Below are 14,252 nucleotides of genomic sequence, written 5' to 3' on the forward strand. Positions count from 1 at the left end.
AGCATTTCCAATGAAAAGATTCTTATCTCTTATAATACTTTGTTCATTCACAGGCATTTTATTTGCTGCAGAGCAGGTCAGCCTTTTCCGTATGTTCGAAACCCGGGTTATTAATCGTACAAAATATGAGAACAAGTTTACGGACGTGGAGCTGAACGTAATCTTCAGATCGCCTTCTGGAGAGATTAAAAACTTTTGGGGTTTTTACGATGGTGATGGTAAGGGAGGCGGTAATTTTAACGTAGGAAATATCTGGAAGATCCGGTTCATACCAAATGAAACTGGAGAATGGACTTATGAATACAGTTGGTCTGACAGCACCAAAGGAGGTAAGGGATCTTTTGAATGTATCGCTGAAAATGCCGGCAAAGGTATATTGAAACCCTATACAAATAATCCACACTGGTTCGCATATAACGGAACCGATCCGGTCTGGCTCAAATCATATTATGAAACAGGTCATGGCTCAATTGCACAGGACTTTGGATGGATTGTGGAAAATGTGTATCAGAAACTTAAGGACAATGGATATAATCATGTTCAGGTAAACTGGTTATTATCGTTGTGCTGTTTCGGGCAGTATTATCACGATGGCCCTGAGCCGGAAACACAGGATCTCGAGTTGTATCGCGAAGGAGAACTCTATGAAAGCATGAATCTTAAGGTCTGGCATTTGATGGAAAAGCATCTGGCCTGGTTCAATAACAATGATATTGGTGTTCATATGTTTCTGGGTGTGGATGGCAGTAAAAATGACGGTCCGTCATGGGTAGACCTTACAAGTCAGCAAAAAGATTTCTTTGTAAAATATATGGTGGCACGGCTTGCTCCCTTTGCGAATCTGGCAGGCTGGAATTATGTATGGGAAGTTCCGGGTGACAGGGAGGATCAGGAACTGGGATTTGCCAGGCTCATACAACGATACGACATTTTTAAGCATCTGGCAACGTATGAAGATGAGTTCCCGCGTGAAAATCATTATGATTTGCCTGAATATACCTTTGCAGCGGTGGAGAATCATGAGATTGCTGCACCGGATAAAGATATGGAACGGCATCTGTGGAAGGAACCATGGACACATCATATGGCATGTTTACTGGGATACAGGGATAAACCGGTTTATATGATTGAAGGGAATGTGCTTTGGCGACGTTTCTGGCAGGAAAGAACACATGCAACCCAGGACGATTTGCGGCGCTCGGCCTGGGCTTGTGCAACGGCTGGTGCATCTTTTACATGGAACGGGCATGCCGGTGAATATGAATTGGTAGCGAGTGGACCTGAAGGTCTTCCGTTTAGTGACGATAATCCATACAGGCTTTCAGAAAAATATATTTCCATCCTGAGCCGGACCATGCTCGAAGATGTTAAATTTTACCGGATGGAGCCACACGATGAATTGTTATCCCGCCATCCTGCGTTGCGTGTTTATGCATTGGCCGAACCGGGACAACAGTATCTGGTATTTGACCCTGATGGTGTATCTTTTGCGCTTAACATCGAACCGGGGAATTATGCGGACAATTTGTGGCTCAATGCCGAATCGGGAGAAAAAATAAAACTGGATTTAATCACTGTTGTGGAAAATGAACCACCTGTTGAATTCATGGCACCGGATCATGCTTCAGACTGGGTATTGATCTTAAAAAAATGACGCAATGCGGAGAAAATTTAAAACAGTTGGCATCATTCATCTGTTAAACAGGCAGACGACGGGACGGGAATAACAGATACAGAAAAGTTTTATGGCACATCAGCATACACATTCACACGCACATCAAAATAATCACGGTAAAGCCTTTGCGATTGGAATTGGACTGAACATAGCATTTGTTGCTGTGGAGGTTATTTATGGACTGATCGCAAATTCATCGGCTTTGTTGGCAGATGCCGGCCACAATACCAGCGATGTGCTGAGCCTTGTATTTGCATGGGTTGCCGCCCGTTTGGCAACCATGAAGCCCAAAGGAAAATATACCTATGGATTACGTAAAACAACGATTCTTGTCTCTATTCTGAATGCGCTATTGTTGTTTGTAGCTGTGGGCCTGATTGCCTGGGATGCCTTCCGTAAATTCAGTAATCCTGAACCCGTAGCTGGTTCTCAGGTAATGATAGTAGCCGGCATTGGCGTATTTATAAATACGGCAACCGCACTGTTGTTCATGAAAGGACAGAAAGATGATCTGAACATAAAAGGTGCATTTTTGCATATGGCAGCTGATGCAGGTGTGTCGTTGGGTGTGGTGGTTGCAGGTCTGCTTATTAATCTCACAGGAAAGTTATGGATCGATCCTGTCACCAGTTGTGTCATTATCGTGGTCATATTGTTGGGAACCTGGAAACTGTTCACAGACTCCATTGATCTTGCACTCGATGCGGTACCCAAACAAATTAATCTTGAAAATGTAAGGAACTTCCTTTTGGGTAAAAAGGGGGTTCGCGACGTGCATGATTTGCACATCTGGGCCATGAGTACAACGCAGATTGCCCTGACGGTTCACCTTATTATGCCTGAGGGCTATAAAGATGATTTTATCAGTGAATTGCAACATGAGCTCTCGCATGAATTCGGGATCGGACATACCACATTTCAAATTGAAAGCAGTCAGTTGCAGAGTGAATGCAGAAATAACTGTTGAATTCATAATTAAAACCGAAGCCTGAGTGCATTGCCGGGGTTCAGACTTAAACTATGATATAAGTGAATCAGTTCTTTTGTGATCCTGCAAATACAACCTTATGTAACCTGAAAACAACTATAAGTAGCGGAAATACAACTAAAGGTAAAGGGAATTTTTTGATGCCGAAAACCGGACCCGGTATCTTTGTTGTGTCGAATACTTAAATAAAATAGTCATGTTAAACGCAAAGATCATTGGCAATAAAATTGCTGAAGCACGTAAGAAAATGAATATGTCGCAGGCCCAACTTGCACAACGTTTGTTTATCAGTTCTCAGGCTGTAGGAAAATGGGAGAGGGGAGAGTCCATGCCTGATATCGTAACATTCAATCGTCTGGCAGAGATACTGAATGTAGACCTGAATTATTTTTCGGAAAGCAATCAACCAATAACCTCCGCGCAGGACATATCTGTTGTTGATAAGCAGGAAGAACAGAATGATGAAGTTCATGTGAACAAAAACAGCTGGGATATGTCGCATGGAAACTGGGTGGATGCTGATTTCTCCGGATTAAAGAATCTGCACGAAAAATTCAGTGCTTCCAACATGAAAAACTGTTTGTTTGTCGGTTCAGATTTGTCGGGCCTGCTGCTTAAGGGTAATCATGTGGTGAACTGCGACTTTTCTGATTCCGAACTAACCGGCAGCCACATTAAAGGATCTCACCTGGTTGATAATAAATTTATTGATTGCTCATTGAAGAATACTGAATTTACGGGAAATCATATGATCGACTGTGATTTTTCCGGGGCTGATTTTTCCGGCGCAACATTTAAAGGGTGCGATTTCTCAAAGAGCACTTTAAGTAATGCCGTGTGGAACCGCACATTGTTTAATGCAAGTCAACTAGCGAATATCGTTTTTGAAGGTACATTGGAGGACTGTGCTTTTGAAAACTGCGCGTTTAAAAAGGTGACATTTCAGCATGCCTTACTGATAAATAATTTTTTTAAAGGCAGAAATTTAAAAGGCATTCAGTTTAAAGATTGCCAGGCAGACCGTATGACATATGAATTTCTTAAAAGCGGCAAAGCAGATTTATCTGGGATCACCCTTTTAACTACATAATATTATATTGGAATTGCAGATTGTAATTCTAACCATTTTAGTTGTAGAGATGTTATGTATAACAAAGACTTGAATTATGAAATATCCGGAACCGACTGTAGGTGCAGTTATATTTAATTCCGACAATAAAGTGCTGCTGTGTAAATCGCATAAGTGGAATGATAAGTATGTTATTCCCGGTGGTCATATTGAATTGGGTGAGACAATGGAGCAGGCATTGAAGCGTGAAATACTTGAAGAGACCGGACTGGAAATCTACGATATTCAGTTGGTAAGCTTAACGGAAACCGTTTTCAATAAAGTATTTCATGAACGGAAGCATTTTATTTTTATTGATTTTATCTGCAGAACGGATTCGAATCATGTTGTTCTGAACGATGAAGCGGAGGAATATAAATGGGTGGATTTAAATGATATTGACAAATATGATATTGGCGGATTCGTTAAAAAATTACTTGTCGAGATCCGAAACAAAAAATCAGCCTACACCAAAGAAGTATTGTATGGTTACTTTTAACAGGATTCCTGTTAAATGGTTAAACGAACCTTATGTTCATCCAAATGTAGCAGGTTCACAAGTTCAATGTTTAAAGGTCACCACGTCCCACTTTTTCAAAAGGGGGTACCAATTGGCTTGACAATTGGTGGGGGATTTATACCTTTGAACAAACCCTATTAAGCATATGAAACTAGATTACAATCAGTACAATAAAAATTATGCCAGTGAAAACCGAAAACATGGTACCATGGGAGAAGAAACAGTCAGACAATAAAATCCTCCGGCTTCGTCATTGACGAATCCACCTCCTTTGTCAGCAAAGGAGGACGGCCCAAAGCAAACCTGCAGGTCACCGCGTCCCACTTTTTCAAAAGGGGGTACCAATTGGCTTGACAATTGGTGGGGGATTTATACCTTTGAACAAACCCTATTAAGCATATGAAACTAAATTACAATCAGTACAATAAAAATTATGCCCGTGAAAACCGAAAACATGGTACCATGGGAGAAGAAACAGCCAGACAATAAAATCCTCCGGCTTTGTCTTTGACAAACCCACCTCCTTTGGACAAAGGAGGAAGACTCACAGCTTACCTGGAGATTCCGGCGATTCGTATCACAGCGCCACATTAAGGCCTGTTATGCGTGCATCCAATGGAGTGCTGCTTCGTGGGTTGAAAATGTTTTGGTATTGTATTTATTGGCAAATTCAAGGAGGGTAGAAAATACCACATCGTGAGGATCGTTCGATACGATGGCTACCTTTTTATTTCTTAATTTAGACACATGCATGCGGTAAATCATAACCATTTTTTCGAAATGTTTCAGAGAAAAATCAAAATGACCGAATTCACAGTCAATAATAAACCCTTTAAAGTTACCCGGAATATCCATCGATTCAAGGGCTTTCTGCCAGGTATCCAGAATATAGTTCAGATCAACTTTGCCTACTATTTTATTAATAAATACATTAGCCTGTTGATCGTAAATCAACGTTATGTTTTGGTTCATACCCGGTGGAATTATGCATTAGACGTTCAGTTAATGTAAATATAGAATGAAATAGTAGTTTGTGCAAACTTTGCGCAACAGAATTAAACAAATAATTGTGTGCGGTTTTAACATAAATAAACATTGTTTAGGCATATATTAATAGTTAAGATGCTTATTTAGAAAGGAATGGCTTGATATTTATTATTTATCTTCCTAATTTTAGGCGGATTTTATTTGAACATTAAAGTCAGTTATACCCCGTTTACTCGCAGATTTAGATCTCAGTCAGGTTCTTTTCATATTGTTTAATAAAACAAGCAACAAATTGATATTCATATCCGGTGAAAATGGAAGATTACTTTTCCTACATCAGGTGGAAGGTCACGTTTTCCATTATGATTATCCATGAATTACCAATAGGCTTGTTCTTATAATTTGCATGAAACTCTCTCTTTTTTAAAATAACATAAAATGAACTGGTATTATGTAACGATCAATGAGAATCTGCAAGGCTATCATATCATTCATCATATGGATTGCTTCAGATTGCCAAATCCTGAGAACAGGATTTTTCTGGGCTCGTTTATAAACAGTAAAGGGGCAATCCTTAAGGCTAAGGACTATTACAGTAGAATAAGCATATGTACAAATTGTTGTAATGTTAGCTAAACAACAAATTGTGTTATTCCAATTAAAAAACCAGCTCAATCAGATGTTAATCTGAGCTGGTTTTTTTATTCTTATATATCATATATTCTTACAGAAATTCAATTAATAATTTCACCTTTATTGTTAGCCAGCTTTTCGCGCCATTTTTGAAGTTCTTCAGGTGTAAGTCTGACCCATTCGCTTATTTCACCAACGATTTTTATAGGTGCTCTTGTCCGGTAAGAGCGTGTAGGATTACCCGGGAATTTTTTATCTGTAACATTCGGGTCATTTTCAAAATTTCCGGTTGGTTCAACAATATAGACATGTTCGGTTCCATCACCTTTTGCCAGTTCAGCCGCAAGACCGGCACCATTTACAAGAGCCGTAAAATAAATGTGATTCATCCGGAGTTCATGGTTGTAATTAGATGTATTTCCTGCGAATAAAAAATCTCCAATTTTTAAATCTGCTTTCGTTCCATGATAAAAAGGGCCTTTGTCACCTGGTTCATTTTTAAACAAAGTGGCTGATTCGTGATTCCTTTTTGCTTTATCAGGCTCGCCTAAAGCCTCATAGCATTGGGCAATACTTGAATACAAAGAAGGGAATGCACTTTTAACTGTGTGGTCGTTTACTTTTAGTGCATGCTCCAGGCTCTTTTTCAGCCATTCTAATCTGCCGGAAACATTTTTTTGCTGACGGGCAACATAATAAGCAGCCAAAAATTTTTCAAAGTCGTCTGATGCTTCATGCCATGCTTGAAGGAATAATTTGCCTGCGTCTTCTGCCTTGCCCGTATCTTCCATGTGCATGCCCTGAATACAGAGTTTGACCACAGCATTGTTGGGGGTGAATTCCACGTGCTTATCGTTTTAATGTGAATGTTACTCCAGGTTAACCAGATGTATTAATTATCCGGGATCTCCGGTTCCACAAGTTTCTTGAGTTTTTCCAGTGATTCCTGCCAGCCAAGGTAGCACATTTCAGCTGGGATAATATCAGGGATACCTACCTGTTGGATTTGAAGTTCAGTTCCACAGGAAACTTCCTTTAGCGATACCGAAGTAATCATTTCTTCGGGTAAGTTGGGATCATCAAACCTGTCGGTGTATTTGATTAATTCATTGGATTTTATTTCGATGAATTCACCTCCAAAGGAATGCCCGTTCCCGGTAGAGAAATTGGTAAACGACATTTTGTATGTTCCGTTTTCTTTAAACTCCATTTGGTGAACTTTACATATGAAACCATAAGGCGGCAACCAGAACGCAAAGGCATCCGGTTCAGCAAAAGCCCTGAATACTTTCTCAGGAGAAGCAGTCAGGACACGGTGTAATGTTACTGTGTTGGTTTTCATGATTCAATTATTTAGTGAAACGATTCGTTTTGAATGAAAGTTTTTAATTTATATATCAGATCCTGTATTTGTCAATAAATTCAATTGTGTAATATTTTAATGTTTTTAAATTTCTCTTTACCTGCCGAGTTGTTCAGCCAGACCGATGAGCATACCTTCAGGTCCACGGATATAACAAATCCGGTAAGCGTCTTCATACTTAACTATTTCTCCAACAAGTTCAGAACCTTGTCTTATGAGCCGCACTACCAGTTCGTCGATATTGTCAACAGCGAACATAACCCGTAAATAGCCGAGTGAGTTCACAGGGGCTTTCCTGTGATCGGATATCGTAGACGGTGTAATAAATCTGGAGAGTTCAACTCTGCCGTGTCCATCGGGGGTAACCATCATGGCAACTTCTACCGACTGATTTCCAAGTCCAGTCACGCGTCCGGCCCATTCCCCTTCAACCATTGCCCGTCCTTCCGGGTTTAGCCCTACTTCAGTGAAAAAGGCAATGGCACTGTCAAGCGATTCAACAACGATACCGACATTGTTCATTTGAAGTAATTTACTATTCGCCATATGTTTATCCCCATCAGTTTATTTTACAATCAAGTCAGGTTTCAAATGAGCTAATGCTTTACCTGTTGTGGGATCAAATGGTACTGAACTGTGGGTATGCATTATTTTCCATACACCATCCGATTTTGTATAACAGGTTGTCTCACGCCAATACATATCGAGTTTGTTTTTGTCGGCAGTAATGGCATCAACATGATTTAAACCACTGGAGCAGGCAATATCAGATGCCGCCTCTATTTTTATGTCACTAATTTCAAAATCTTTTATTTCCGAAAGGGATGCGAGCCATTCCTTGAGGCGTTTTATTAAAGCATCAATTCCTGTATATTTAAGATTTCCAACCACGTCAAACAAAATAACATCGTTAGTGTAATACATACTAAGCTTACTTATCTCTCTTTTTTTTACTGCTAATACCCTTTGGAGTATTAGTTGTCTTATTTCCTCTTCCATAATTTAGAATTTACTTTCACTATTGTCCGGTTAAAAGACTACATAAAGGGTTGAAACCCTTTTCTACGAAGTCTTCAGTAACCCCGGCATTACCGCGTGTCGCATTAACTTTAGCGGTGGCACAATGCCGGGGTTACTTTTCATTTTTTGTGACGTTTTACTTTATATGGTTAATGCATGTCTGTTTGGTCTTTAAGTGTTCATTGCAGGCGCTTCCATGTTCCTCTTATTGTTTTGGCTCATAGTAAAGCGCTACGACACCACCTTTAAATGTTTTGGTTTTCACCAGTTTTAAAATTTTCCTGTCTTGTATATTCTCAAATAACGGCAAACCTTTTCCTTCAACAACAGGATGGATGCAAAGTTGGTATTCATCAATCAGGTTAAATTTCAATAGTTGTATAATTAAACTGCGACTGCCAATAAAAATATTTTTTCCTGATTGTTGCCTGAGTTCTGAAACCGTTTCTTTTAAACCAAGATTTGCTACGGTTGCACTTTCCCAGTCTGTATTTTTAAGCGTATGGGAGAAAACAATTTTTTGAATTTTGTTAATAGCCCTGGCAAATTCGTTCATCGATTCATCTTCTGAAGGATTTTCTAAAAAAGTTCGCCAAAATTCCATAAGCTGATATGTTGTTCTGCCGTAAAGTATGACGTCTCCCTGATCCAATAATTCTGTATAATGTTGATGTATCTCTTCATCCGGCAGTCCGGCCGTATGGTCGCAAAATCCGTCAATCGTCATATTAATTGCCGCAATTACCTTTCTCATATTTTATGATCATTTATTCTTTGATTATCAGTAAATAGTCGTACGAAAACCTCCGGTCCCTGACTACATCAACAATATTGAAGTTGTAGATTATGTGTTCTTTGCGTTCTTTCTCAACGCATCAATACTAAAAGAACCTGCTCCGGCGGCAGAAATATACAGCCAGATAAAACAGTACAAAATGGCCGTCTGTCCATTGTTCATAACCGGCCAGAAGCCCTGAGGTGCATGAAACTGGAAATAGGCCACAGCCATTTCCCCTGCAAGAATAAAGGCGACAGGTCTTGTGTACAGCCCCAGAAGCAAAAGTAAACCGCCAAAGAATTCAAGAATTCCACCTATTCCCATTTGCGATAATAATTCTACAGTTTCTCCATTTGGAGGCATACCCGCCGGAAAAGCAAAAAGTTTCATCGCTCCTGCCATCATAAACATAATCGCAGCAACAATTCGTAATAATCCCAGTATAAAAGGCGACCAGGATGTCCATTTGTCCGTTAAAGTATTCATTGTATTATTTTTTTGATCTTAATCTATTGAGAATTTATACATAGTCATGCCAACCATTTACCTGATAGCACCGTATGAATTCTCAAATGGAATGAGGGCTGAACTGAGGGCTGTAACTTGTGGGATAAAATAAGTAAGAGTGGAATAGGATTGTAAATTTATGATTTTACGGAATAAGTGTCAATATAAATTATCCTTTAAAATCAGAGGCTGTAAAACATGTTCCTCTTTTTTAAAAAGAGGGTGGCAACCTAGCTAACCTGAAGGTTCCCACTTCCAACTATTAGGAAAAGGTGTCTGTTTTTGGATAGATACGGATTTTAATAAGGATCCTATACAAATCCTCCACCTATAGCATCACAACGATATCACCGTTGGGAATGACATCTTATCTAATATCTTTCTGATTCTCGGGATCAGTTCACTTGTGAAGCCTATTCCTTATAATACCCATTTCAATACCGATCTCTGGATATTAACCGGTGGAACCATTTTCCTGTTTATAGCTATGTTTACGGGACAGAGAAAGAAACTAGACCTTGGGAAGCCGCTGTTCTGCTGGTAACCTTTACAGCCTATACTACATTTCTGGTTATGCAGGAATAAAAAAAGAGCCGCTTTGCAGCGGCTCATTGAATTATTGTTGTTTCTTCAGCGACCAGCCAAATTTCAATCCAAAGACAAACCAGGCCAGGATCAGTGCCCCAAAGGCAAAGATGGTATCACCAATCACCCGCAGCCAGCGGATGGTTTGCAACGGTGGTGTATTCAGGAACTCTGCAGAACGGGCATACCACAGTCCGTGTTTTACGCTGGCAACGGTCTGTGCAAGTCCTACCGGCAGTACGCTAATCACAACCATCAGCAGCAATCCGATATTCAGCAGCCAGAAGGCATTTTTGATCGGTTTCTGTTTCCAGTTGGCGCTCAGGTCCATATCACGAAGCACAAAAAGCATCAGGCCGATGCCCAGCATGCCGTATACACCAAACAGGGCGGTGTGGCCATGAACCGGTGTGGTGTTGAGTCCCTGCATATAATAAAGAGCAATGGGCGGGTTAATCAGGAAACCAAAGATTCCGGCACCAAGAAAATTCCAGAATGCTACAGCCACAAAAAAGTAGATAGGCCATTTATAGGCCGACACCCAGTCACCGGCTCTGCTGAGCCTGATATTGTGATAGGCTTCAAACCCCATCAAAACCAGCGGAACAACTTCCAATGCACTGAAGGAGGCACCGAGAGCCAGTACCGCAGTTGGCGTACCGGTAAAATAAAGATGGTGGAACGTACCGATTATGCCGCCTGACAGGAAGATAATGGTAGAGAAAAGCACACTTGAAGTGGCTATTTTCGATCCTATCAGTTGCATCCTTACAAACAGGAAGGCGATCGCTACGGTTGCAAACACTTCGAAGAAACCTTCCACCCAGAGGTGAACCACCCACCAGCGCCAGTATTCTGCCATGGCAAGATGGGTTTGTCTTCCCCACATCAGTCCTGCTGAATAGAAAGCGGCAATAGCGATGGAGGCAATGAGGAACATGGTTAAAAGATGTCTGTGTTCATTTTTCTGTTTCAGGGCCGGCAGAATGGCACGTCCCATTAAAAACAGCCACAGGACAAGGCCAATGAGTAGAAAGATCTGCCAGAAACGGCCGAGATCAACGTATTCGTACCCCTGATGTCCAAACCAGAAGTTTTCGATCAGACCCAGTTTTTGCATCACACCCATCCACTGACCGGCAAGTGATCCGACAACAATGATCAGAAGTGCGATAAACAAAAAGTTCACGCCAAAGCGCTGATATTTGGGTTCTCTCCCTGAAATAGCCGGTGCAATAAATAAACCGGTTGCCAGCCATGAAGTGGCAATCCAGAAAATGGCCAGCTGAATATGCCACGTTCGTGAAATAGAGTAGGGCAGCATTTTATCCAGTGGCAGCCCATAAAAACCGGAACCCTCCACACCGTAATGCGCTGTAATTACTCCCATTAAGATTTGTACCAGGATTAATGCGGTAACAACCCAGAAATACTTGAGAGTAGCTTTCATGGATGGTGTCAGTTTTGTACCGGACAAAGGATTGACTTTTGGTACTGTACTGTGGTCATCCTCGTCGCGATTGGATGCATAATACCATGCCAGCAGGCCTATTCCGAATAATAGAATAATAACACTGAATCCGGTCCAGAGCAGGAGCGATCCGGGTGGCGTGTTACCCACCAGCTTTTCAGCAGGCCAGTTATTGGTATATGTGATCTCTTTACCCGGTCGTTCTGTAACCGTAGCCCAGCTGGCCCAAAAGAAAAAGGCATTCATCATGGCCATTCTCTCCGGATCTTTGATGGCATTTTCAGGTATACTGTAGGCTTCCCTGAGTTCAGCCAGTCCGGGATCGTCCATAAATAAACCTTTGTAATGTTTACTTACGGCTTCATAGGCCTGGTAGCGTACAGGTGAGATGGTCAGGGTTTTGGTCTGTGGATCATAATTGTTTTTGCGTAACTGGTTTTGCAGTCGTTTTTGTAACATGGCCTGCTTCTCATCACCCAGTTGATCATAAGGAACTGAAAATTCATTTTGCGACCATACATTCAATATATATACAGCTTCCCGGTGCAGCCAGTCTGCTGTCCAGTCAGGTGCTTTATAGGCGCCATGACCCCAAACTGTTCCCAGTTCCTGTCCTCCTGTAGACTGCCATACATTCTGGCCGTCCTTTATATCTTTTGACGACATGACCTGTGTGCCGTCCGTTAATACTACTTTGTCGGGGATAGGGGGTGCATCCCTGTAAATTTCGTGTCCGAACCAACCAAGGATACCGAACGAAATCACCATGACCAGAATAAAACCGGTCCAGAGTTTTTTTGTGCTCATAGAAGAATTGTTTAATAGTTAGTTGAACAAATATATGATAAAAATATAAAAGGACCTGTATATCCTTTTATAAATTAATTATATCTTTGTTACAAAATAAATGTAAAAGATATGGAGATAAGTGGAAGTACAAGAGTTGGGGATATCGTGAAGCAGAACTTTAAAACTGCTAAGCTTTTCGAAAGCAACAGCATAGACTTTTGCTGTGGTGGAGGCATAAGTATTGATGAGGCCTGCAAGAAATCAAATATTGATGCCGGGCAATTAATGGAGGATCTAAATGATTTGCTGCAGCAGAAAGATGCTGATTCAGCCTATATTAATGGTCTTGCCCCCGGTGAGTTATGCGATTATATCGAAAAAAGACATCACAGTTATGTGAATGATACCATTCCTTTCTTACAGCAAAAACTGCAGAAACTGTGTGATGTACATGGAGCGCATCATCCTGAGTTATTCACAGTGAAGGAACTGTTTGACGGGGCTGCAGGTAATTTATCTGCACATATGAAGAAAGAAGAGCTGATTCTTTTTCCGTTGATTCGACGTATGGCGCATACAGAGATCAACCTTTCGGAACAGAAGTATAAGGAAGCTGTCAGTACGATAGAAACGATGTTTGAGGAACATCAGACGGAGGGAGACCGTTTTGAGCATATGTCAGAAATCACATCCGGATATACATGTCCTCCTGACGGATGTAATACTTACAGGGTTACCTATCAGACCCTGAAAGAGTTTGAAGATGATTTGCATCGTCATATTCACCTTGAAAACAACATATTGTTCAGGAAAGCATTAAATTTAGCCCGTGAAATATCGGTTAAATCATAAGTAATGCTATCAAAAAGTACAGAGTATGCCATCAGGGCACTGGTTTTTATACAGTTAAGAAACTGGGAAAAACAAAGGCCCGGTGTTTTGGAGACTGCACAGGAAATTGAGGCGCCTGCTGCATATACAGCAAAAATTCTGCAGACCCTTACAAAGCACCGCTTGCTGGATTCAATGAAAGGCCGTGGTGGCGGATTTCATTTCAGCGAAACACAGACGGCATTACGATTGTTTGATGTGATTCATGTGATGGAGGGGGATGCCTGGTTTTACAAATGCGGATTTGGTTTAAAGCAATGCAATAACGATAATCCGTGTCCGCTGCATGAAAAATACAAGGCGATAAGGGATGGATTCTATGCAATTGTTACCACGGAAACCATTCAGTCGCTTTCGGAGAAAATTAAAAATGGAACGGCTGTTTTAAACCGACTGGAATTATATTAAAATGCAAAACGTAACCGATATTTTATCAGATGAACACCGCAATATAATGGGTGTAATTGAGCTCATATTAAATGAATGTGAGGAGATTGAAAAAGGAAAAGCACTTGATGCTGCTTTTTTTGAACAGGCTATAGATTTTATAAAAAACTATGCTGATAAGTTTCACCATGCCAAGGAAGAAGATATTCTGTTCAAAGCCATGCTTGAGAATGAAGATTGCATGCACTGTAATCCTGTTCCGGTAATGTTACACGAACATGAGGAAGGAAGAGATTTTGTGCGTGGTATGGAAGATGGTCTGTCAGGATCGGATAAGGAAAAGGTCATCGAAAATGCCCGCGGCTATTCTTTTCTTTTGATGGATCATATTTACAAAGAAGATCATATATTGTATCCCATGGCAGAACAGGCTATTCCCGAAGAAGAGAAGGAGAAGATCCTGCTTCAGTATGACGCTGTTTTGAAGGAGCATAATACCGGTGGTAGGATCAGTAGTTACTTAAGCCTGTTGGCCAGGGCATGATCTGCT

Annotated in this window: 16 protein-coding genes; 8 read left to right on the plus strand and 8 right to left on the minus strand. The window is 40.9% G+C overall.

Going from position 1 to position 14,252, the window contains the following annotated elements; all coding sequences use genetic code 11:
• Positions 1 to 10 precede the first annotated feature (10 nt).
• The 4 genes from ACE1ET_RS05295 to ACE1ET_RS05310 all read left to right on the plus strand — a co-directional run bounded on the left by ACE1ET_RS05295 (position 11) and on the right by ACE1ET_RS05310 (position 4,270).
• Positions 11 to 1,654, plus strand: coding sequence for a DUF5060 domain-containing protein (locus ACE1ET_RS05295; protein ID WP_375727324.1), 1,644 nt, complete (start codon positions 11 to 13; stop codon positions 1,652 to 1,654).
• A gap of 91 nt (positions 1,655 to 1,745) precedes the next feature.
• Positions 1,746 to 2,642 carry a cation diffusion facilitator family transporter gene (locus ACE1ET_RS05300; protein WP_375727325.1) on the plus strand — a complete coding sequence of 299 codons (897 nt, stop codon included), beginning with the start codon at positions 1,746 to 1,748 and terminating at the stop codon, positions 2,640 to 2,642.
• Between the two features lie 217 nt (positions 2,643 to 2,859).
• Entirely contained in the window at positions 2,860 to 3,753 is an 894-nt protein-coding gene (locus ACE1ET_RS05305; RefSeq protein ID WP_375727326.1) for a pentapeptide repeat-containing protein, read from the plus strand.
• Between the two features lie 76 nt (positions 3,754 to 3,829).
• Positions 3,830 to 4,270 (plus strand): NUDIX domain-containing protein, encoded by a 441-nt coding sequence (locus ACE1ET_RS05310; protein WP_375727327.1) that lies wholly within the window; start codon positions 3,830 to 3,832, stop codon positions 4,268 to 4,270.
• Between the two features lie 621 nt (positions 4,271 to 4,891).
• On the opposite strand, the gene ACE1ET_RS05315 is transcribed toward ACE1ET_RS05310, so the two are convergent.
• Positions 4,892 to 5,263, minus strand: coding sequence for a hypothetical protein (locus ACE1ET_RS05315; RefSeq protein WP_375727328.1), 372 nt, complete (start codon positions 5,261 to 5,263; stop codon positions 4,892 to 4,894).
• A 453-nt stretch (positions 5,264 to 5,716) separates the two neighbouring features.
• Here ACE1ET_RS05315 and ACE1ET_RS05320 point away from each other — a divergent pair, with 453 nt between their 5' ends.
• Positions 5,717 to 5,914: a hypothetical protein gene (locus ACE1ET_RS05320; protein ID WP_375727329.1), complete on the plus strand. Its 198-nt coding sequence runs from the start codon at positions 5,717 to 5,719 to the stop codon at positions 5,912 to 5,914.
• A gap of 98 nt (positions 5,915 to 6,012) precedes the next feature.
• On the opposite strand, the gene arr is transcribed toward ACE1ET_RS05320, so the two are convergent.
• The 7 genes from arr to ACE1ET_RS05355 all read right to left on the minus strand — a co-directional run bounded on the left by arr (position 6,013) and on the right by ACE1ET_RS05355 (position 12,442).
• Positions 6,013 to 6,417 (minus strand): NAD(+)--rifampin ADP-ribosyltransferase, encoded by a 405-nt coding sequence (gene arr / locus ACE1ET_RS05325; RefSeq protein WP_375727503.1) that lies wholly within the window; start codon positions 6,415 to 6,417, stop codon positions 6,013 to 6,015.
• 386 nt (positions 6,418 to 6,803) lie between these two features.
• Positions 6,804 to 7,253 (minus strand): SRPBCC family protein, encoded by a 450-nt coding sequence (locus ACE1ET_RS05330; protein WP_375727330.1) that lies wholly within the window; start codon positions 7,251 to 7,253, stop codon positions 6,804 to 6,806.
• 117 nt (positions 7,254 to 7,370) lie between these two features.
• Complete coding sequence (locus ACE1ET_RS05335; protein WP_375727331.1) at positions 7,371 to 7,796, minus strand: VOC family protein; 426 nt, start codon at positions 7,794 to 7,796, stop codon at positions 7,371 to 7,373.
• A gap of 42 nt (positions 7,797 to 7,838) precedes the next feature.
• Positions 7,839 to 8,273, minus strand: coding sequence for a YybH family protein (locus tag ACE1ET_RS05340; RefSeq protein ID WP_375727332.1), 435 nt, complete (start codon positions 8,271 to 8,273; stop codon positions 7,839 to 7,841).
• Positions 8,274 to 8,499: 226 nt separating this feature from the next.
• Entirely contained in the window at positions 8,500 to 9,048 is a 549-nt protein-coding gene (locus ACE1ET_RS05345) for a dihydrofolate reductase family protein (protein ID WP_375727333.1), read from the minus strand.
• Between the two features lie 90 nt (positions 9,049 to 9,138).
• Positions 9,139 to 9,558: a DoxX family protein gene (locus tag ACE1ET_RS05350; RefSeq protein WP_375727334.1), complete on the minus strand. Its 420-nt coding sequence runs from the start codon at positions 9,556 to 9,558 to the stop codon at positions 9,139 to 9,141.
• A 637-nt stretch (positions 9,559 to 10,195) separates the two neighbouring features.
• The gene (locus tag ACE1ET_RS05355) at positions 10,196 to 12,442 is read right to left on the minus strand and encodes a nitric-oxide reductase large subunit (RefSeq protein ID WP_375727335.1); all 2,247 of its coding nucleotides are present in this window, start codon (positions 12,440 to 12,442) and stop codon (positions 10,196 to 10,198) included.
• Positions 12,443 to 12,553: 111 nt separating this feature from the next.
• Between ACE1ET_RS05355 and ric the strand changes: the two genes are divergently transcribed.
• The 3 genes from ric to ACE1ET_RS05370 are packed head-to-tail and all read left to right on the plus strand — an operon-like array spanning position 12,554 to position 14,246.
• Positions 12,554 to 13,276: an iron-sulfur cluster repair di-iron protein gene (gene ric / locus ACE1ET_RS05360; protein ID WP_375727336.1), complete on the plus strand. Its 723-nt coding sequence runs from the start codon at positions 12,554 to 12,556 to the stop codon at positions 13,274 to 13,276.
• 3 nt (positions 13,277 to 13,279) lie between these two features.
• Positions 13,280 to 13,723 carry an RrF2 family transcriptional regulator gene (locus tag ACE1ET_RS05365; RefSeq protein ID WP_375727337.1) on the plus strand — a complete coding sequence of 148 codons (444 nt, stop codon included), beginning with the start codon at positions 13,280 to 13,282 and terminating at the stop codon, positions 13,721 to 13,723.
• 1 nt (position 13,724) lies between these two features.
• Positions 13,725 to 14,246, plus strand: a complete 522-nt coding sequence (locus ACE1ET_RS05370; RefSeq protein ID WP_375727338.1) for a hemerythrin domain-containing protein — start codon at positions 13,725 to 13,727, stop codon at positions 14,244 to 14,246.
• Positions 14,247 to 14,252 lie beyond the last annotated feature (6 nt).

Source organism: Quyinboa mangrovi, from assembly GCF_042219825.1.
Lineage (GTDB): Bacteria > Bacteroidota > Bacteroidia > Bacteroidales > UBA5342 > JBHJHP01.

Bases quoted from the DNA above. Each gene is read 5' to 3' on its own strand.
- ACE1ET_RS05315 (WP_375727328.1), bottom strand. From the start codon at position 5,263: ATGAACCAAAACATAACGTTGATTTACGATCAACAGGCTAATGTATTT.
- ACE1ET_RS05345 (WP_375727333.1), bottom strand. From the start codon at position 9,048: ATGAGAAAGGTAATTGCGGCAATTAATATGACGATTGACGGATTTTGC.
- ACE1ET_RS05310 (WP_375727327.1), top strand. From the start codon at position 3,830: ATGAAATATCCGGAACCGACTGTAGGTGCAGTTATATTTAATTCCGAC.
- ACE1ET_RS05340 (WP_375727332.1), bottom strand. From the start codon at position 8,273: ATGGAAGAGGAAATAAGACAACTAATACTCCAAAGGGTATTAGCAGTA.
- ACE1ET_RS05350 (WP_375727334.1), bottom strand. From the start codon at position 9,558: ATGAATACTTTAACGGACAAATGGACATCCTGGTCGCCTTTTATACTG.
- ACE1ET_RS05335 (WP_375727331.1), bottom strand. From the start codon at position 7,796: ATGAACAATGTCGGTATCGTTGTTGAATCGCTTGACAGTGCCATTGCC.
- ACE1ET_RS05365 (WP_375727337.1), top strand. From the start codon at position 13,280: ATGCTATCAAAAAGTACAGAGTATGCCATCAGGGCACTGGTTTTTATA.
- ACE1ET_RS05295 (WP_375727324.1), top strand. From the start codon at position 11: ATGAAAAGATTCTTATCTCTTATAATACTTTGTTCATTCACAGGCATT.
- ACE1ET_RS05320 (WP_375727329.1), top strand. From the start codon at position 5,717: ATGAACTGGTATTATGTAACGATCAATGAGAATCTGCAAGGCTATCAT.
- ACE1ET_RS05300 (WP_375727325.1), top strand. From the start codon at position 1,746: ATGGCACATCAGCATACACATTCACACGCACATCAAAATAATCACGGT.
- ACE1ET_RS05370 (WP_375727338.1), top strand. From the start codon at position 13,725: ATGCAAAACGTAACCGATATTTTATCAGATGAACACCGCAATATAATG.
- ACE1ET_RS05355 (WP_375727335.1), bottom strand. From the start codon at position 12,442: ATGAGCACAAAAAAACTCTGGACCGGTTTTATTCTGGTCATGGTGATT.
- ACE1ET_RS05305 (WP_375727326.1), top strand. From the start codon at position 2,860: ATGTTAAACGCAAAGATCATTGGCAATAAAATTGCTGAAGCACGTAAG.
- ACE1ET_RS05330 (WP_375727330.1), bottom strand. From the start codon at position 7,253: ATGAAAACCAACACAGTAACATTACACCGTGTCCTGACTGCTTCTCCT.
- ric (WP_375727336.1), top strand. From the start codon at position 12,554: ATGGAGATAAGTGGAAGTACAAGAGTTGGGGATATCGTGAAGCAGAAC.